Origin of the sequence: Candidatus Clostridium stratigraminis, assembly GCF_045310675.1 — a bacterium.
Taxonomy (GTDB): domain Bacteria; phylum Bacillota; class Clostridia; order Clostridiales; family Clostridiaceae; genus Clostridium_AT; species Clostridium_AT stratigraminis.
Genome location: NZ_JBJHZZ010000026.1, coordinates 1 through 19041 on the forward strand (window position 1 = coordinate 1; position 19041 = coordinate 19041).

26 protein-coding genes and 2 pseudogenes are annotated in these 19041 nt (G+C 30.2%); all 28 read right to left on the reverse strand.

The window, feature by feature from the left end:
- Positions 1-17 precede the first annotated feature (17 nt).
- Positions 18-371 (reverse strand): hypothetical protein, encoded by a 354-nt coding sequence (locus tag ACJDUG_RS17195; RefSeq protein WP_406771098.1) that lies wholly within the window; start codon positions 369-371, stop codon positions 18-20.
- A 419-nt stretch (positions 372-790) separates the two neighbouring features.
- Positions 791-979 (reverse strand): hypothetical protein, encoded by a 189-nt coding sequence (locus tag ACJDUG_RS17200; protein WP_406771099.1) that lies wholly within the window; start codon positions 977-979, stop codon positions 791-793.
- A gap of 5 nt (positions 980-984) precedes the next feature.
- Positions 985-1440, reverse strand: coding sequence for a C40 family peptidase (locus ACJDUG_RS17205; RefSeq protein WP_406771100.1), 456 nt, complete (start codon positions 1438-1440; stop codon positions 985-987).
- Positions 1441-1669: 229 nt separating this feature from the next.
- Positions 1670-2284: an HD domain-containing protein gene (locus ACJDUG_RS17210; RefSeq protein WP_406771101.1), complete on the reverse strand. Its 615-nt coding sequence runs from the start codon at positions 2282-2284 to the stop codon at positions 1670-1672.
- Between the two features lie 117 nt (positions 2285-2401).
- Positions 2402-3163: a hypothetical protein gene (locus ACJDUG_RS17215; RefSeq protein ID WP_406771102.1), complete on the reverse strand. Its 762-nt coding sequence runs from the start codon at positions 3161-3163 to the stop codon at positions 2402-2404.
- A gap of 150 nt (positions 3164-3313) precedes the next feature.
- Positions 3314-3877: a GNAT family N-acetyltransferase gene (locus ACJDUG_RS17220; RefSeq protein WP_406771103.1), complete on the reverse strand. Its 564-nt coding sequence runs from the start codon at positions 3875-3877 to the stop codon at positions 3314-3316.
- Between the two features lie 153 nt (positions 3878-4030).
- The gene (locus ACJDUG_RS17225) at positions 4031-4651 is read right to left on the reverse strand and encodes an HD domain-containing protein (RefSeq protein WP_406771104.1); all 621 of its coding nucleotides are present in this window, start codon (positions 4649-4651) and stop codon (positions 4031-4033) included.
- 288 nt (positions 4652-4939) lie between these two features.
- The gene (locus ACJDUG_RS17230) at positions 4940-5260 is read right to left on the reverse strand and encodes a hypothetical protein (RefSeq protein ID WP_406771105.1); all 321 of its coding nucleotides are present in this window, start codon (positions 5258-5260) and stop codon (positions 4940-4942) included.
- 5 nt (positions 5261-5265) lie between these two features.
- Positions 5266-5565, reverse strand: a complete 300-nt coding sequence (locus ACJDUG_RS17235; protein WP_479723038.1) for a DUF2089 family protein — start codon at positions 5563-5565, stop codon at positions 5266-5268.
- 304 nt (positions 5566-5869) lie between these two features.
- On the reverse strand, positions 5870-6172 hold the full coding sequence (locus tag ACJDUG_RS17240) for a hypothetical protein (protein ID WP_406771106.1): 303 nt from the start codon (positions 6170-6172) through the stop codon (positions 5870-5872).
- Positions 6173-6413: 241 nt separating this feature from the next.
- Positions 6414-6707 (reverse strand): hypothetical protein, encoded by a 294-nt coding sequence (locus ACJDUG_RS17245; RefSeq protein WP_406771107.1) that lies wholly within the window; start codon positions 6705-6707, stop codon positions 6414-6416.
- Between the two features lie 80 nt (positions 6708-6787).
- The gene (locus ACJDUG_RS17250) at positions 6788-6931 is read right to left on the reverse strand and encodes a hypothetical protein (protein ID WP_406771108.1); all 144 of its coding nucleotides are present in this window, start codon (positions 6929-6931) and stop codon (positions 6788-6790) included.
- A gap of 421 nt (positions 6932-7352) precedes the next feature.
- Positions 7353-8012, reverse strand: coding sequence for a class I SAM-dependent methyltransferase (locus ACJDUG_RS17255; protein ID WP_406771109.1), 660 nt, complete (start codon positions 8010-8012; stop codon positions 7353-7355).
- A 108-nt stretch (positions 8013-8120) separates the two neighbouring features.
- Complete coding sequence (locus ACJDUG_RS17260) at positions 8121-8591, reverse strand: GNAT family N-acetyltransferase (protein ID WP_406771110.1); 471 nt, start codon at positions 8589-8591, stop codon at positions 8121-8123.
- Positions 8592-8643: 52 nt separating this feature from the next.
- Complete coding sequence (locus tag ACJDUG_RS17265; RefSeq protein ID WP_406771111.1) at positions 8644-8871, reverse strand: hypothetical protein; 228 nt, start codon at positions 8869-8871, stop codon at positions 8644-8646.
- Between the two features lie 260 nt (positions 8872-9131).
- Positions 9132-9554 carry a hypothetical protein gene (locus ACJDUG_RS17270; RefSeq protein WP_406771112.1) on the reverse strand — a complete coding sequence of 141 codons (423 nt, stop codon included), beginning with the start codon at positions 9552-9554 and terminating at the stop codon, positions 9132-9134.
- A gap of 234 nt (positions 9555-9788) precedes the next feature.
- Positions 9789-9980: pseudogene (locus tag ACJDUG_RS17275) on the reverse strand (YciI family protein); the annotation flags it as partial.
- Positions 9981-10143: 163 nt separating this feature from the next.
- Complete coding sequence (locus ACJDUG_RS17280; RefSeq protein ID WP_406771113.1) at positions 10144-11238, reverse strand: alkaline phosphatase family protein; 1095 nt, start codon at positions 11236-11238, stop codon at positions 10144-10146.
- A gap of 128 nt (positions 11239-11366) precedes the next feature.
- Positions 11367-11765 carry a GNAT family N-acetyltransferase gene (locus ACJDUG_RS17285; RefSeq protein WP_406771114.1) on the reverse strand — a complete coding sequence of 133 codons (399 nt, stop codon included), beginning with the start codon at positions 11763-11765 and terminating at the stop codon, positions 11367-11369.
- A 153-nt stretch (positions 11766-11918) separates the two neighbouring features.
- The gene (locus tag ACJDUG_RS17290) at positions 11919-12731 is read right to left on the reverse strand and encodes a DUF4037 domain-containing protein (protein ID WP_406771115.1); all 813 of its coding nucleotides are present in this window, start codon (positions 12729-12731) and stop codon (positions 11919-11921) included.
- 198 nt (positions 12732-12929) lie between these two features.
- The gene (locus tag ACJDUG_RS17295; RefSeq protein WP_406771116.1) at positions 12930-13493 is read right to left on the reverse strand and encodes a GNAT family N-acetyltransferase; all 564 of its coding nucleotides are present in this window, start codon (positions 13491-13493) and stop codon (positions 12930-12932) included.
- A gap of 713 nt (positions 13494-14206) precedes the next feature.
- Positions 14207-14356, reverse strand: a complete 150-nt coding sequence (locus tag ACJDUG_RS17300; protein WP_406771117.1) for a hypothetical protein — start codon at positions 14354-14356, stop codon at positions 14207-14209.
- 96 nt (positions 14357-14452) lie between these two features.
- On the reverse strand, positions 14453-15058 hold the full coding sequence (locus ACJDUG_RS17305) for an NUDIX hydrolase N-terminal domain-containing protein (RefSeq protein WP_406771118.1): 606 nt from the start codon (positions 15056-15058) through the stop codon (positions 14453-14455).
- Between the two features lie 326 nt (positions 15059-15384).
- Positions 15385-16257, reverse strand: a complete 873-nt coding sequence (locus ACJDUG_RS17310) for a hypothetical protein (protein WP_406771119.1) — start codon at positions 16255-16257, stop codon at positions 15385-15387.
- 122 nt (positions 16258-16379) lie between these two features.
- Positions 16380-17279: a GNAT family N-acetyltransferase gene (locus ACJDUG_RS17315; RefSeq protein ID WP_406771120.1), complete on the reverse strand. Its 900-nt coding sequence runs from the start codon at positions 17277-17279 to the stop codon at positions 16380-16382.
- A 477-nt stretch (positions 17280-17756) separates the two neighbouring features.
- Positions 17757-17888: a hypothetical protein gene (locus tag ACJDUG_RS17320; RefSeq protein ID WP_406771122.1), complete on the reverse strand. Its 132-nt coding sequence runs from the start codon at positions 17886-17888 to the stop codon at positions 17757-17759.
- 13 nt (positions 17889-17901) lie between these two features.
- Entirely contained in the window at positions 17902-18393 is a 492-nt protein-coding gene (locus ACJDUG_RS17325) for an NAD(P)H-dependent oxidoreductase (RefSeq protein WP_406771123.1), read from the reverse strand.
- Between the two features lie 293 nt (positions 18394-18686).
- A pseudogene (locus tag ACJDUG_RS17330) lies at positions 18687-19041 on the reverse strand (hypothetical protein); the annotation flags it as partial.

Consider the following 19041-nt stretch of genomic DNA (forward strand, 5'->3'; position numbering starts at 1 on the left):
AGCAGCTTGAAGATGCTTTAAGAAAAACTGCATAAAAAATTCGAGTTTCTGTGTCTACTATATTGACTTAAATCCACTTTAGAGAAATCTATTGCTACATTATAAGGTATACCTGGGACATATTTATCCATAAAATCATGCCAATCTTCATCTGTTTGAATAATCAATGTACTTGGATATGTATCCATCTCATTGTCATGCATAGTTGCAAAACCTCTGTAAAAGTATTCAAACTTAATATCTGTTGAATCAGATTTATTAGTAGTTACATTCTCAGCAGTTACATTTTTAATAGCCACGTTCTTAGTAGTACAAGAAGCAAATGTTAATACTAAAAAGATACTTATCGAGGCATAAATTATTTTTTTCATAATATTCCTCCTAAAACATTATTTACACACAATAACTTCTGAGTAATAATAGATAAAACTTCGTCCTCAAGTTAAGAAAATAATAATAAAAATAAGAGCTAGTATATAAACAAAAATACTTAAAGCAAAATAAAACTTTTCATAATAAGCATTTATTCTTTATTATTTTAAATGTAGAATAATTGCGCCTCCGATATTGGGCGTATTATATTCTAACCTATATATAGATTATAAACCATAAATTTACACATATCTATATAAAAAAATCCACCTGCCAAGGCGAGTGGTAAACTATGTTAGTTGATGTTCCATCCCATTTACTATATATACTTAGGATTTTTCCCAAGGATTTCTTTCAATGTATATTATGAAGAATGTAATTTAATTAATTTTATTTATTGACCATACTCATTAACATGTTATTTTTGCCATATTAATGAATATCTCCAAAAAAGTTTACGTTTAACTTTTGCTGTAGGTATATATTTTTGAACTAATGCATTTATCTCATCTATTGTCATATAGGTATCATGTTTACCATGCCTTTCCCAAACCTCTTTTGAATGGGCATCGTCTTTTTGCAGCCTACCATTTTTTATTAAATTCATAACGATTAATCCATTCTCTTATACATATTCTTTTGAATTCCAACAATTATATGTTCAAGTGGCACCCATCCAATATATTTCGGTTTCTCCACCCCTGGTGCAGAAGCCAAGTTTTCTACTTCGAGATAATTATCAATTCTTACTCTATCCCAAGAGTGAATTACATCCCCATTATTAATTGATAAACCTACATGTCCCCAATTTCTATATTCTCCATTTACTTGTCCATAACAATCATAAAAAACAAAGGCTCCTTTGGGAGGTATACCAGTGTGCTGATATGATTCATATAAATTGGCAGATTCTTTAGCGCTATCAACGCGTAATATTACAATGTCGTTACTTTGTTCTATTGCATCCTCTAAAAATCCCAAACATCTAAACATGTATTCAGTTGAATTTAAATGACATTTAGCCCATTCAATTGCGTTATTGATGCATTTATAATACTTTTTACTCATATATTTTTCTCCTTTAAACTGCGACGTTCCTGAACTGTATATACAATAATCCCAAAAGTAAACTTCTCCATCTAATCCTCTATAATGTACATTGGAATTGAGAGTGTAAAGATTATGCTCATTTTATTTAATAATGTATGAAGATTACATAAATAATCTATACTTACTAGATAATTACAGCTGCTACTATTAATTATGTATTAAAAAAAAGCTTATATTTATAATTATATTAGAATGTATTTTCAATTACTCCTGGTAATAAAGTATAGATTGACTTTCCTATCTTTTGTTCAAAATATTTTTTAGTTTCCAGTGTAGCTTTCCATTTTTGTATTGTATGTTCATTCATTCCATGTCTTATTACAGCCTCAACCATTCTTTTCTCAATAAGATAATACCCATCGATAAATGCAAGTGCATCACATAATTGGATAAGCCTATCATAATCATCATATTCTACAGTTTCTATGTACTTCTTAACAAAGTTATATTCTTCTTCGGAGCAATCCCATTTTCCAAATGCAGTTTTAATGTCTTTACAATCAAATGAATGTGTAATACACACTTTTGCTACGCGATAAAAACCTTTTTTGATTGCAAAATTATAACCATCTATACTATGCCTCATACCTGTTACACCAACTCTTCTTCCGATATCATGAAGCATACCAAGAATTAAAGCCGTTTCTCCATTTAATTCACTGCAATTCTGTGCTATTAATTTCGCTGCTCTTCCTGCATAAAGAGAATGGTCAACCCATGGTCCTGGATTTAACCTACCAGCCTCTTTTAACATTTCTTCAGCTTCTATTAGAGTAGGCATTCCTTCTACAGTACTTACCATTTTTTATCTCCTTTATTTTGATAAATTTATGTCCATAACCCTATCCCAAATAAAAAAATTTACAGCTATAAATATTACTCGGTTATCTTTTCTAAACTTATAGCTTCTAAGCTGCTGCTACGTATACTTACTATCGCCTTCATCGGGAGAGGTATTCAATGAATACTCTTTCTTTATTTCTTTATAAAGCATAAAAGTTTCAATAGATAAAAAAGTAGGAAGTGATATCAACAAGGATTTTAAAAAAGCTTCAATCCATTCCGGATTTTTGTATTTTATAAAATTGATGATTATCAGGATAATAAATGAAAGTGTAGAGATCAGAATAAATCTTTTTAATACTTCCTTTAATCTGCCACCCTTTATTATAATTCTAATAAAGGTAAATACCATGATAGTCCCAACTATTATCAGCCCTCCAGCAGTTAAGAGGAATACTAAAAGACTAAATATCATCAAGTATTTGAAAAAAGTATACTTTGCAAATATTAATATAGCAGCGAAAATAAAGAACAGTACCAGCGAAGCTATTGCCGTTTTCATTAGTATATCGAAAATTGTTCCAATGATGTCTTTTGAAGGCTCATCCTGAATATTTAAGGACTGTAATTCTATTGTAACTTTACCCCAGTTCTTATTAAAATCATTTCTTTCCTTCACATACCAATACCATTCAATAATAGTCCAAATCATAGCTATTACTGAGAGAATTATTGCAACCGTTGGATTTTTCATATCTCTTGTTAAAAAATATCTAAAAATAAGATTTAAGAGTGGACCGGAACATATAATTGTATTCCAAATTGGCCAATACAGTTTTGGCTTTAAATCCTTCTTCAATTTTTTAAATATTTCTAATTCATTATTATTTTGAATCATTTGTTTTTTAATCTCCTAAATTCATAATTTCTTATGGACAAAAGATTTATTTCAAAATAGATCTTGTTCTTTAATTCTTTTTAAATTATTTCCCCAAACTTTGTTACCTCGTACTTAAAAAGCAATGAGAAGTAACAAAATATATAATACTTATTTTGACATATAGTAATCTTCTGACAAAAGTGCATATATAGCAGCATCACAAATTCCTTGATTATTTATATCAGCATTGCGTAATGTGCCTTCATATTGTAATCCACAATTTAACATTACCTTACCTGAATTAGAATTTCTCGGATCATGGCGAGATTCAATTCGTTTAACCCCCACGTCTTCTATTAGAAACGGAATAATTCCCTTAAAAGCCTCAGAGGTTATTCCTTTGTTCCACCACCTTCTTCCAATACAATATCCAATATGAACCATATCAATTTCATCATTCATATGAACAACATTGATGGTGCCAATAGGCTCGTCTCCACTTTCCTTCAGCACAATAGCCCATTGATAGAACATTTTATCCGAATAACCTTTAATCCAATCAGACAATATACTTTCTGATTCTTCAATAGATTTATGTGCTGGCCACACCAAGAATTTTGTTACCTCAGGATCATTAGCCCAATTATTAAACATAGCTTGTGCATCTAATGAATTAAATTTACGTAATATTAATATTTCTGTATTTATTTGTACTGTACCTAAATGTTTCATTACTAACCTCCAACTATATAATTTATTCGCATAAGATTATAATTCCATATAAATAAATTCAAATATAAAAAATTCTATATTATTACTATCTACCTAATCATAATTTTACTTCATACCATGGAAAAATGTGTTATTTAATTAGACAACTTGTATTTATACCAAACTTTCATAAGAATTTTCTATTATATTTGGCAATAGTGTGTATACATTGCAGCCGCACAATTTATCAAAATACTTTTTTAACTCTAAATATGCTTTCCACTTATCAATAGTGAAATCTGGCAAACCATGTCTTAAAGCCACATCAATTAATCTTTTCTCTATTATGCAAGCACCATTTGGCAAAGATATTGCATCACACAATTGTATTAATCGATCATAATCATCATATAATCTATTCTCAATAAAGCATCTTAAGAAAACCTTCTGTTCTTCTGTACAATCAAATTTTCCAAAAAAAGTATTTACATCTTTTATTGGATAAGAATGTGTTAAACATATTCTAGCAATCTCTTTTTGATTTATGCTCATCATATAATCATAACCATCAATAATATGCATAATTGACTTTATGCCTTCTCTGCGGCCAATATCATGTAATAGTCCCATAACATAAGCTTGATTACTGTCTAATATTTTAATTTTATCTGCAATCAATTTAGCATTTAAACCTACTGACATGCTGTGTTTTATCCACGGTCCTGGATTTAATTGAGCACCTATTGATAACTCTCTTTCTGCTTCTTTTGGACTTAACATAATATCTCCTTCCATATTACCGACCTTCCTGAACCAGATCTCAGAAGAATACCCCTTGGCGTTCTTACACCGGTTAAGGAATGTGCCTTCTATAACCTATATATAGATTATAACCCATATTCTTACACTGTTCTATATAAAAAAATCCACCTACTAAGGCGGACTGCAAAGTTTAGTTATTGGATTTATAGGTTACTTACTATCTATATGGGTAGAATTTTCCCTAAAAGTTTCTTTCAATATAGGTTACATTATAAGAAGAAGTGGAATTACTTTTACTTAAAAATACCCAAGTTTAATCAATCATTCCAAATCCTCAATTTTCATTTTATCAAGACTTTTATTCTTTTTAAATTTTTCACGGCAAGCAAAGTATATAGCAAGTAAACTAATTGTAGGAATATTCCATAATAATAATATCATAATTAATTGAAATATACGTTCAACAGTTGATTGATTCGCATAAAAGGCATAGCCTAAAACTGCTAGAATAGAAAACATAAAACTAATCATGGGGAATATTAAGCCAAGCCACTTGTTTTCTCTTTTTGATAAAAATATTTGCAGTAGAACAATTCCTGCCAGAAATATCAATAGGCAAAATAAATAAAGAAAACCTGCCATTACAATCACTCTCCTTTTTTTGTTTTTTTATATTCTGAGATTAAAATTTTTGCAGTATCAAAATCCAACTTTTCATTCACTGCAAATCTTTTTATAAGTTTAATAAAAGGCTCGTTTGTAGTATCCTCTGATATTCGTATTTTCTGAATTAATCGGTCCAATCTAAGGCGTACTGTTGGATAAGTTACTCCATAGATATTTGCAACTTCCTTTAATGAACCGGAGGATAATATAAATTTCTTAATAAAGCTTACATCTTCCTCATCTAAAGCCGTTAACCAATCAGGTATCACTTCCATAGGCATTTAAACCTCATTTCTTTAATTTTATTTATAAACTTTATAATTTTTATTTTAATAATATTAATTATACTCTTTAATATTATTAAAGTAAACTACTATTTTACAATAAATACAAATTTATACCTAGTTAATTTCTAAAAACAAATAAAGAACAAGGCCACCATAGGTATGAATCATAGTAGCCTTGTTTTTAGTTCATGTTGCTTTTTTCTTTTTGTTACAATGTAAAGAAAACATAAGCTGCGTATAGGTTAATTATCATTTACCTGGTAATAGGTTTTACTTAAAATATGAAGATTGTATACTATTAAGAAGCAGCCTCTTCTAAAATTTTTCTTATATCTGCTTGATTTCCCCAGTATGAAGTCCACTTACCCTTTTTATTATATCTTTGAATTTCAAAATCTTGATTAACCTTACCAGGAAACAGAATCTCTATATTTTCATTGGATTTTAATACTATTTCAATACTGGAATTGCTAGTTGTACCAGCGAAATCAGGATTTTCATTAATATTATTGATAGAGTTAAACGATTTTACGATGTTTTCTAACTCTTGAGAGTTTGTTAATTTACAACCATTAACAGTTATGTATTGAACGTCATACAACGATATATGTTCATGAATAGAACTTGATTTTATTGCAGAACATGCTTTAATGGTAATAATAATAATTGCAAAAAAAATTATTAAATATAAAAATTGCTTGTGTTTATATTTAATGATAATTACCTCCTTATCATAATAATAAAGATCTTTTAATCTCTCCCATCAATTAAACATAGGGTACTATTTCATTATATAAGAAGATTTAGCCGTAACTTTTTAAAATTGTTTATAATTACTAGATTTATTTATTATTATACTTTTCTATAATAATCTCGGATGCCTTTACTATTTTATATAATGCCTCACAAAGTAATTTAAATGAAATTAGAAATATAATAGGAACTGCAATGGTACGAATTGAATACATCATACGGTTATCTAAAAGGTACATTATTGGGGAATCTTCAGGTATTCCCATTGAAAGAAAATATTTGATTAATATATTTAAAGTAACAATAATTAAAGATCCCAATCCAGTAATAAAAATTCCATTCACTATGTCTTTCGTCTTCATTTGCCCAATTCTAAATATCATAGTATCCCCCCTTAATTATAATTGTTCATCATGTCCTACACATAATCACAATTCAAATTAGTGTACTAACTTATATGTATTTATTTCAAAGGATTCTGCATAAAAGCCTTGTTAATTTTACCATCCTCTTCAACTGCTACAGCAACTTTAATATCAATACCTTTAATCTCAAAGACTTTACACCCAATTGAAATAAAGTTGGCATCTCCATTTTCTACTGGCATAGGTTTTTTATGCTTGTAAAATAATTTTTCAACCTATTGGAATACTCAATTCGTTTCTTCAAAGGTACCTTCTTTAACAGCAGCTTTAACAGTAAAGTAAATAATTGTTGGCAAAGTCAAACTTACAGCTTAAGGCTAAGATCCTTAACCGGACAACAGAAGAATACCCATTGGCTGCACTTAGGCTGCTGAAGGAATGTGCCTTGACTAGATATCTACTTTTAACCTATATATAGATTATAACCCATAAATTTACACATTTCTATATTAAAAAATCCGCCTACCAAGGCGGACGGCAAAATTATGTTATGTGATATTTTAGAACTCTTACTACCTAGATGCGTAGGTTTGCACCATAAATAACATATTATGTCTTTCGTAATATAAGAATAAAGTGAACTAACTTAACACCTTATTTTGTTCACTTTCTGCAAACACAATGGAGTATTGGACCATCTTCCTCTTTATAAACTATTCCTCTTTTACAATCTACAACTAAAAATCCTGTCTTTTGGGCCAAATGTATCATTTCATTGGTGGTAAAGGCTTCCCAATAGCAATCTGTATTCGCATAGGGGAAGAACTTCTTACCGTCAAGATATTGTGAATATTCTGCTTCTAAAAATTCTTTATCATGCCCAGAGAAACTAAGTATTCCATTACTTTTCAAAACCCGACTGCATTCTTTTAAAATATGTAATTGATTCTCCTCCTCATAAAAAAGGCCGAAAGTCTGCGACCATATTATTACAACATCAAAAGTATTATTTTCAAAGGGCAAGTCTAATCCATTGGTTAACAAAAATTCAATATCTCGTTTACTTTCTAAAGCAAATTGCTTTGCAGGTTCTATAACCTTTTCAGAAATGTCTATAGCCGTAATTTTAAATCCCCTATCAAACAAGCAAACCGCTTCTCTACCCATTCCACAGCCTATATCAAGTATCCATGATTCAATTGGAAAATGAGAAATTACTTCGTTTTCCCAAATTTTTAATTTCTTATTAGTATAATTTTGCATATCCTTTATTGCAGGTTCCTCAGAGTATAATTTTTTAACAATTTCTATATTGTTACTCATGCACATACCCCCAATAATATTCAAAACCTTTCATCCACAATAGTTTACCATTTTTCATTAATACTATATAATGGCTGATGAAGCTTTTAAGAATATTCAACAATATAATTAATTTAATGTATATTTCATTACATAAAATTCGCCAAAGCCAATATATGTTTGCTGCTGTTTTGTTTCAACAATTTCAAATCCTTGAGATTTATAACAATTCACCGCCCTTTTGTTCCAAGTCCTAACCTCTAATATAACAGGCTTATTAGGAAACCTCTTTTGACTTTCCATTAGTGCCATCTTCGTTATTATTTTTCCTATTCCCTTGCCACAAAAGTCTGGTTTTATACCAATTCCAAAGAATACGGTATCTCCTTTATCTAATAAGTTTACAAATCCAACCAACTCTCTATCCTTATTTGTATAACCTATGTATCTTTGTCTTTTTACAGTATTAGTCAGTGAATAATTTTCTTGAACCATCTTATCCCATGAGGGTAAATTGTAAATCGAATACTCCCCCGTATATTCCCAGTTTGAAATCTCTTTTGCCTGCCCTTCTGAAAGCCTATATGCTGTTAATTCCATTAATATTACCCCCACTACCTTTAGACTCTTTTATAAAGAATAAAATAGTGAATTACTTATTATTTTTTATATACTCATCTATGAGTTTGATATCACTAATATCCTTCTCACCTTTTCTTAAATACCGCTCAACTAAATATGTTGTACATCCTAAATCAATATCTCTTGTAGTTTCTTTAACGCCATGCAAAACTAATCCTGCACCAGAAGTTATCCAATATTCACTTAACGGCAATTTCATATCTTTAATGATTTTAACTATATCTACCTTATTTAACATTTGACTATCCTTCCGTTTACATTAACTTTAATCTGTTAGCATAAATTACTGTTCTGACACAACTTTATTATTGCATCAATTTAAATATATTCATTCATCTCATTTATTACTGCTGTTCCTACAAGTCCACTTCCGCCCAGTATTAAAATCTTACTCACAAGAATTCTTCCTCCCATAATAGGTTAATTAGTGTTATAAGATTATTTACATGTAGCTTCGCTATATTTTCAAGATAGTTGGACGAAAATTTTTTGTGTAAATTAAGTAATACCAATGTTTTTTATTATACCCCATATTATTCCAACTATCATCGATGAAATTAATGGATGCTTATATATAAACTTCAAAATCCTATAAACAAACTGGTACTTTTTTATATAATTTATCAGCCTGTTAATCAAATTTAGAACTTTTACCATATATCTTGTTTTATTTAAAATATATACGGTCATAATTGTAATAGCAATACAGATTGGCATAATAATAAAATTAAGACCTGGGAAAGGTGCTAAAAAATCGATATTAGTAATATAACTCGTAAGCTGAAAGATAAATAGGCTGGCAAATAGAATAAAAATGGTAAGAATATTTACACCTATTCTATATTTACTATCCCACAATTTATCCCCTAGAAGCTTATTATCATTTAGATTTTCATTATCCTTCATATTTTGATCTGTCATTGTTTACCCCCCTGTTTTTCTTGCATATAGCATCAATTGAATCAATCTATCATATACTGTGAACTCAATATTAACTATATAATTTTTATTAAAACTATGTTCCTCATGTACAATCTTTATTACCATATATGACCTATACGTTCTTACATAAATAGCGTGGTCCTGGGCTTAAACTTGATGCCTCTTCTAACATTGCTTTTGTCTCATTAATGTTGGTATACCCTTACTCATTAATCAAAGTAAATAATCATTTTCTTCATTGGCTACTTCAAGTGTTCTGATTTCAAAAGATTTATGCCCTGACACAATAAATGGATCAGCTTCTGCAATGTTTGTAGCTTCAATAAGATCATTTGCACAAATTATGACCATTCCTCCAGGATAATCTTTAAAAGGTCCACAGAGCACAAGCTTACCCTGGTTATTTAATTCTTTTAATTATTCTACATTACTCTTTATTAAATCATAGTTTATAGCTTTCTGATTTTGCATTAAGTAAATATATGTCATTTGTTTTCTCTCCTTTCAATAACATATTTAATTGATTGTTTGGACTTAAAAGAATATTGTGAGCTAACTTTTGATAATCTCATTTTTTACATATTGCTATAAGTGGTATCTTCATTTCCTGTTCAGTCATCCCAGCATGATTAGAAATAAATTGATTTGACTTTTGAGAATATACAATACCTTTGTCACTAATTGCTACTGCTAAATAATCTCCTATGAATTCTTGAAACTTAGGATGCATTTTTCCAACACCAAATATATTCTTTTCGATAACCTCTTCTTTTGAATACAATAAAAAATCGTCGCCAAAATTGTTATTGAATTCAATGGGAAAATCATTTAAATATTCATCTTTTATATAGAAAGCTGTAGCTCTTGTTTCCATAGAAGTTGGACGTTTTAACATATTAATTAACTTAGGATAATCACTCAATATATAATGCTTCAAATTACAATGTCCATGGTCTGCAGTAACTATAACCAATGTATCGGATAATCTTTTGCACATATCTCTTACTTTTTCTTCGAGTTCTTTTATGTTCTCAGTAACCAGACTGTTATAACAACCAAGCTTATGCATTAGGCTATCAGGATTTTCCCAATATCCATATATGTATTTTTTCTCGGAGGTAGCACACAACCGTTCTACTTCATTCGTCAATTCATCAAATGTTTTTATTTTATTGCTTCCAAATTTCGATACACTATATGCGTTAGCCATCCCCGCATCTCTTATTTTTTCGTAAATAGTTTTATAGGGTAAAATTTTACTTGCAACATTATAATTCGCCGCATGAATTTCTGTGTCTTTTTCCGTATTTATAAATGCGTTTACAATTTTATTTATTTCACTAAAATACAAACTCCATCCTAACCACCCATGTTCCAAAGGGGTTAAACCACTTTCAATAGAGGTCGTTGCTGAAGTCGTAGTTGGAGGAAACACAGATGAAAATTCCTTAATTAAATTCTTACGGAAAAAACCATTTTCCGATAAATGATATTGTAGTGTATCAACCCCTAATCCATCCAATAGCAAGATAACTACATTTTTATATTGATATTTCAAAAGCTCATCCACTTCTTTTAGTGTATTATGTTCACTTTTAGCACCAAAATATTCTAAGATAGAGCAAGCAAGATTTACAATACTATTATGATAATCAACAAACATATTTTTCTCCTTCTACTTTTAACAGTTTCTTATAAATAATCTTCAGTTCTCTTTTTTTCATTGCAGCATATCTTACTTAATTACTGTTCTGACATAACATAATCAAATTTATATCAACTAATTTCTTTTTAGTGCAGAATCATAACCCAAAAATCCATTTTATCAGTCTCCGTTTTTCTTTCAAAAGAATTAACTTTTTTAAAACCTATCTGTTGATATATTTTTATTGCCCGTTGATTAAAAGTTGCTACCGTCAAGCGAAACCCTTTTGCTAATAGATTATTTCTGGCAAAGTCTAAACCATTACTAAAAAATTTAAGTCCTAATCCTTGACCGCATAAAATCGGGTTTATTCCCAAACCAACATCAGTAATATCCTTGCAATCATAAACACCAAATTGATTTCCTACTGGAACTTGAGCAGATTCACCAAAGCAATAATAGCCAGTAAGATTATTTTCTCTGTCAGAAACCGAAAAATAAGTTCCATTAAGAAGCTCACTTATACAGCTATCACTTCCATCCATGCTATAGATTGATAAGGTTCTTTATAAACCCATTTTGAAATTTGCTTTGCTTCTTCATAATTCATTTTCTTTATATTAAGTTCCATGTCAAATCCCCCATATCTTTTTTATCAATGTCAATTGTAGGTAATAACTTCGTCATATTCTAATACACTAAATATTACTCAATTTCTTTAGTTGATTAACCATATTGCTCCATAGTGCAAAAGATTGATTAATTCCTTCAGCAAAACCGCCTAACTTAATAACTTCTAATAAATTTTCATTACAGCCTTCAGGCTTAACACTGAAGTTTTCAATAAAATCAAGTGTTCTTTTTCTACTTGGAAAATAGATTTTATTAATAGCAAACAAAGCTTGAAGGAAATGATCAATTGCAAGATCCATAGCAAAGTGATAAAATAAAACATCTTTTCTGACTACAGCACGTTCCAAATCTTCTGTATCATCAAGTTCCTCTAGGTGATATTGTATGAGTATCTTTCCTAATATATCAGGGTACTCAGATAGTCTTTTTTTCAGATTATCTAAAAAATTGCTTTTATCACATAAAACATTGATATCTTTCAGCATGGCACATCGCCCAATTGGATAGTAGTAATTATCCAATTTATCTGGATATTTACCATTAAGTATAGATTCTATATCAGTTAAGGTCTCACTTACCGTAAAATACATTAACCAAGTTTCAATACCATTTATAAGCATGAAATCTCCTATACCCCAATGTCCCCCTTCAAAGATATTAACCTTAGCTTCTTGTATCTGTTCATCAAGTTGACTAATTATGGCTTGTCTTTTTTCAAAGCTTGGTATCTCATCACAATATATAAAGATATCAATATCACCTTCTCCTGCTCTTGGTAGAGAAGTCTTACCTCCACTTATTCCGATTGATTGTACTACAACAATTTCTGAAATATTATTTATTAATATATCTATGATTTCCTTTGAATCATAAACCATGATATCCCCCTAAAAATCCTTATTTTAATTCAATTCACCATATCTTATAATTCTACACAATTAAAGCTAAATCAAAAAACTTTCACTATTCTCTTTCTATCAGCGAAGTTACATATAAAGTTACTAACTCTCGATGCTCTTGAGCCTCAACTCAATCGCCCATGGCTTAAGAATGTGTTTTTGTATGTAAATTGAAACTTATCTCTTTTTACAATAATATGATGAATATTCCGTACCATCATGACCAATAAGCTTGTATTCTGTAGGTAAAAATTCTAATTCCTTTAAAGCACTTTTTCTTTCGCTTGCAATGGGGAGTGCCTTTGTTGCTATCATATTACATTCAAATAATTGATAAGTTTTATCAATTATCAATTTTAAAATATCTATTATATTGGCTTTTGTTTCATAATCACTTCTCAAATCTAAACGGAGAAGCCCACAATTATTAAAATAATCTTTAGACTCTCTATGAAATAATTCTATTGTTCCAATTACAATAGAATCCTTTCTATCTATAATAGACCATCTTACAAAACCTTTTCGATCATACTCAAATTTCCAATAATCAAGAGCGTGCTTCATTCTTTCACGTGTATTATAATAAAAATCATCTCCGCCACAATTATCGCTATTAAATAAAGGAACTGCTTTTTTATCAGAATATATTTTTAACAAGTCATCACGATCATCTATAGAAATAAATCTTAATTTGAATCTTTTATTTTCAAATTCTGGGCAACATACATATACACTATCCATATTTATTCACCTTTTTAAATTACTATTTTATTAAATAACGGTATGAAGCACTCTAGCAAAAAATATTTTTTACTCATACATCACCCTATTAATCAACTTATTAAATTTTATAAGTATAATAGTTTGCAACTACTGCGTTTTATAAGACTATATCTATCTTGTTATAAAAAATACTGTTAACCCAAAACTAATATTAATTATAGTAAGTATAAAAACTATAAATTCCCTTTGCTTTGTGTTCCAATATTTTTTTAATAATAATATTGAAGAGATAAAAACAATTAAATATAAAATTTTTACAAAAGAATTAAACATACTTTCCCCCTTTTGTAGTTAATCATGCTTTACATTATGATATATTGCTTACATACAAAAATCACTAAAAGTGCAAGCATGAGCTTCATTAGTTTTAAAATCTTACATAACATCTCGTATTGCTGACATTCCCAAACCGGACCCCTAAGGTATGCCTCTTGGCTGCTCTTGCACCAGTGAAGGTACGTGTCTTGGTAAGCTACCAACTTCAACCTATATATAGATTATAAACCATATTATTACATTGTTCTATATGAAAAAATCCACCTACCAAGGCGGACGTCAACATCTTATTATCTGTTGAACTATGTTAAGCAATTTCCTCATGCATACGAATTAATCTCAATGCTTTAATTAAAGGGTAAATTAAACAAATTATTATCCAGTGGTTACAAAATCTATTTTGAATTTTTATTAATATATGTGTTTAGCGCCTGAATTGCCTTAAATGATACACAAATAACTGCTATGTAGACCAACATTCTGAGAATAGGCTCTATAATAGAAAAAGAGTTAATTGCGGCAAATATACCCATATCATTACTCATATTACATATCCCCCTTCAGTTTATCTTCAACTACTTATTTAATCTTAATATACTCTTTTTAATACATTGATTTATTGTCATAACCCCTAAAAAACATCATGCATTGATTTTCTTATTATATTCATCTAAGAACTTTTTTGCTTTTCGAGCCATATCAAGATGGTCTCTATGCCATTCAGTTATCTTATTAAAGTCATGAAATCCAATCTCTAAACTTTCAAAGGATGATTTTAAGCATCCATCTATTACCTCACAATAAAACAATATATGATATGAAGTATGAGGCTGTCCGTAATATCCCGGTATCCTAGTTAATATGTCTATGATTTCCTTCACTTCTACAATAAGCCCTGTTTCTTCATAAATTTCTCTTTTTACTGATTGTTGAGGGCTTTCCCCTGTTTCAGCCCAGCCACCAGGAATACCCCATAATTTGTCATCAGCACGTCTTTCTAAAAGAATCTTTCCTTCTTGTGAAAAAATTACTCCATTTACACCAACCTTGGGAGTTATATAACCTAACTCCTTTCTAAATCTTTCAAGAATTATCTTCTCTTCAATATCACATATATGAGAATATTCTTTAGATGCTAATTCTAGTAATTCTCTGTATCTTTCATTGTCATATGGGTCTTTTGTATAGCATAATCCTAGCTGTGCTATTGAGCGTATTTGTTCTAAAAGTAATAGTATATTATTCAATTTTCTAATCTCCTTTTAACCTTGAAAATTGTGATATCCCATTTGAATTATATTAAAGATATTTGTAATTTGTCGAATAGGTAGTTAGCAAATCTGGTTTTCCCTGTCCCAGGCATTCCTGCAACTATTATTAGAACCTTTTCCATATCAATCACCTCTGTAAATAAAAAATTTACTTTTGAAATTTTACCACTTTTGCATATCCTTAATACATACTCAAAACTACCTTAACTCTAGAATTTTACAACATTTCGTGTTACCAAGTGCGTAAACAAAACTATCATAGATCTGATATTTCAAATAAAATCTTTGCATACTGCATTATATCATTCACTACCGGAAAGAATATACGCCTTATTATTCTCACTGCTGTAACTTATATGGTCTCCTTCATCAGTTTTCTTATTGCCATAAACCCAAAAAACATATCCTCCAACAGGCAATTCCTTGTCATTAATCTGCTTATATCCTTTGTCAGTGATCAAATAGTTGTCAAAATCCTTTACTGCCCAATTTGAATAATCTCCATTACATCTAACTGTATAGTATGGATATTCCTCTCTTGGAATTGCTTTTTTTAAATCTAAATAATTTAGTCCATAGAAAAATTGTTCCTCGCTAATTAATCTATTATATTGAAGCCATTGATCAACTTTAGTCGGTTTTATAATATATTTACTTTTATCAGCATTATAACTTACTTTATACAAAACAACCCCTTTATTGTCACTTGTCAGGAACGTGTATGATAGTCTATTTATTCTTCCCGATTGCGTAAAATCAGCTTGAAAATCTTCAAGCTTTGTAAACTCGTTAATCCCTATCTTTTGCTTTATTGCATCATAATCTGCATTTAAATCAATTGTATATATGTTACTACTTGATGCACTTATTGCTCGTTCTCTTTCAAAATATAACTTTTCAATAAAAGGGTTTATTATCCCACAAAAAAACGCAAATAAGCCTAAATAAGCAATGGCTTTTTTCACAGACTTATTAGTATTAGGCCTAAAAAATGTTGCATAAACAATAAATCCGGCTGGCAATGCTAAACTATTAAAGTTAAACTTAAAACTACCTAAAAAGTAATACCCAATTAATTTTAGAATCAGAAATTCTTCATCATCAGTTTTATACCTTCTATAAATAAATATAAAAACAATTATTACTATGGAAGTTGATAATACAGGCACTAACATTTAACCTTCCCCCTAGAAAACAATGATATTTGTATAACTTCCTATGCTATACACTTTAGGGTCAAAACCACTATATTAATTATTTAACTAGAATCTAAGCTATATTATGTTATAAATGGTTATTAGCCTTTCTGTTTTTCTTTCCACAAAGTAGACGTTGAAAACGGCCGCAATCCAATATTATAGTAGAATTGATGCCGGGAACCTACCAAAGCCTTCTTTGCACCTAGCTCACCTACACGCCGGATTCCTTCCAAAACTGCCGCCTTTCCTAAACCCATCTTGCGGTACTCAGGATCGGTAGCTACAGGTTCAATTACTGCAAAGCCTGCATCTTTGTCGTACCACATCCCGCAATAAGAAACGAAGTTACCATCTGGTGCCACAACTGCCACCTTTAGGTTTAAGTCCACATTGGGTCGAATCATCGCTTTCTTTGCTTCCTGCTCTTCTTCTTCAGAAAACTTTAGCTTTCCCTCACCATTCAACTCATGATTAAATCCCTTCCATAAAACACGCCTATACTGATATAGGTCAAAGCTTTCCTTCATACTAGTAATATGAAACCCCTCTGGCAAGTCGTATATTGTGGACGTTTTATCCAAATAAAAAAACGAATCGAATTCTTTATCCTGTGTAGCAACAAATTCAAGTCCAGCTGCAATGTCCTGAAATTGAAAGTCAGTATCCCTTATAATAACGCCAAATTTCTCATCCTTTGATAGATTATCCTTCGCATACAGCAATATCTCTTTCTTCAAATATGTATATTCCGGTAAAGTTAAGCAAAAGGCTGTACCAAGTTGACCATCAAAAGTTGCAATTCCTATAACTTCTCCTTCTTCCTCCCACAGGCCGATTCTACCCACCGCAGACTTATCCAAATACCTATGGGTTGCCATCCAATCCCACCTGGTGTATTCAAATTCCGCATATCCCAATTTTATAAAGAAAGCCCTTGTCTTATGATAATCTTTTGTAATACCTGGTTGCTTTGTATAATTTCTAAACTGAATTGACATCTGGATACCCTCCATTAATTATTCTTGTATGCCAAGTTTCGAAATACTATATATAGGCCTGTACATTGATTACAATATCCAATTATAATAAATTGCGATTTTTTTAATGTTACAAATTGTAAAATAAACATTAACTTAGTAAACGCAAACTTTCATTGACCTGGAATTTCGACTAACGTCTCGTGTGCCCACGTTCCTGAACCGTACACGGAAGGAATACCCCTTGGCTGCCCTTGTGCCAGTGATGGAATCTGCCTTGGAGCCTCACTTTTTAACCTATATATAGATTATAGATCATAATCTTACACTGATCTGTAAAAAAATCCACCTACCAGGACGGTCAGCAAAATTTATGTGGTGCTTTAAAGCTTTTGCTATCTATATGCGTTGATTTGTACCATAAATATCATATTAAATCTTTAGTAATGCAAAATTAATGTTCTCCTACAGTTAATTTAATCTACTGGAAATTGGAATCTACTTTTCTATATATTCACCATAGATACATACTCTTCCATCATCGGGACATTTTGTGTTAAATTGTTTTGAACGACCATCTCCATAGTCTAAATCTGCACCATTTTGTAAAGCATAAACAAAAGGATATATACAATTCCAAAGCTCATGACATAATGGAGGGCATAAATCTTCTACTAAAAGGAATTAAAACTCCAATTTTGGGAGAGTGAAGCTTTCTTGATTTTAAATCTGCATAAAATGATTTCGAAATTTTATAAGCCTTATTTATGTGTTTTTCCGATGGTTTATAATCATTCCAACTTAATGCAACAATCGGTAATTGATAGCATTTATTAAATCCCCATCCTGGTAGTGTATTAGCAAGAGACTGAGTAACACTATTTGCAGAAACACCACCAGTAGTGGAAATTATTAAAGCCTTTTTATCAAAGTATCTTGGACGATGAATCAAAAATGCTAAATGGTCGGTAAGGTTTTTAGCAATGGCAGGAATGGCACCTTGAAAACAGGAAACAGCAAAAATTACTCCATCACATCTTTCAACTTTATCCATAATAGGCTGTATATATTGATTATGATGGCAAAAAATATGTCCTTTCCTAAAGCATAGGCTGCAACCTGTGCAGAGTGGAATATTCCATTAGCTTAAATGTATTTCTTCAAATTCTACTGTATTATCAAGATCTTGTATTTGTTCTTTTACTTTCTCTGTTAACCGCCACGTATTACCTTTATGTGGACTGCCGTTGATTTCCAATATCGTCATTTTAAATATCCCCCAATTATGTTTTTACCTTGCTATTTTTTAACATGTTCCTTAAATGCAGTAATACCATGATTAATATTATAGATGCCAGCAATGTACCAACACATATAATAATATTTATTCCTAATTAGCTCAGCAATTGAAGAATATGATGACATAAGTCAATCTTTGAAAAGCTTGTTATATACTATGGATAAAAACTTTGCATCATCTACTTCATTAAAGCCTTTTCTAATACTAACTATTCTATCTTTTGATAATAATACAAAGTACTTATTTTCACTGCCTGCATAAACCTTAATATTATCAGGTAATTTACTATTAATTTGTTTTAAATCATAACCGTATTTATTGAGTTTTCTTATTACGCTGTTTTCATCAAATTTTAGAATCCAATGGAACTGACTTTCAAAGTATGTATACGTTAAATTGTCAGTATTGGTGTTAGTATAATAATGTAGACACAGAAATCCGAACATAATAAAATATAGAAAAGGAAGGACGTGTCTACAATGC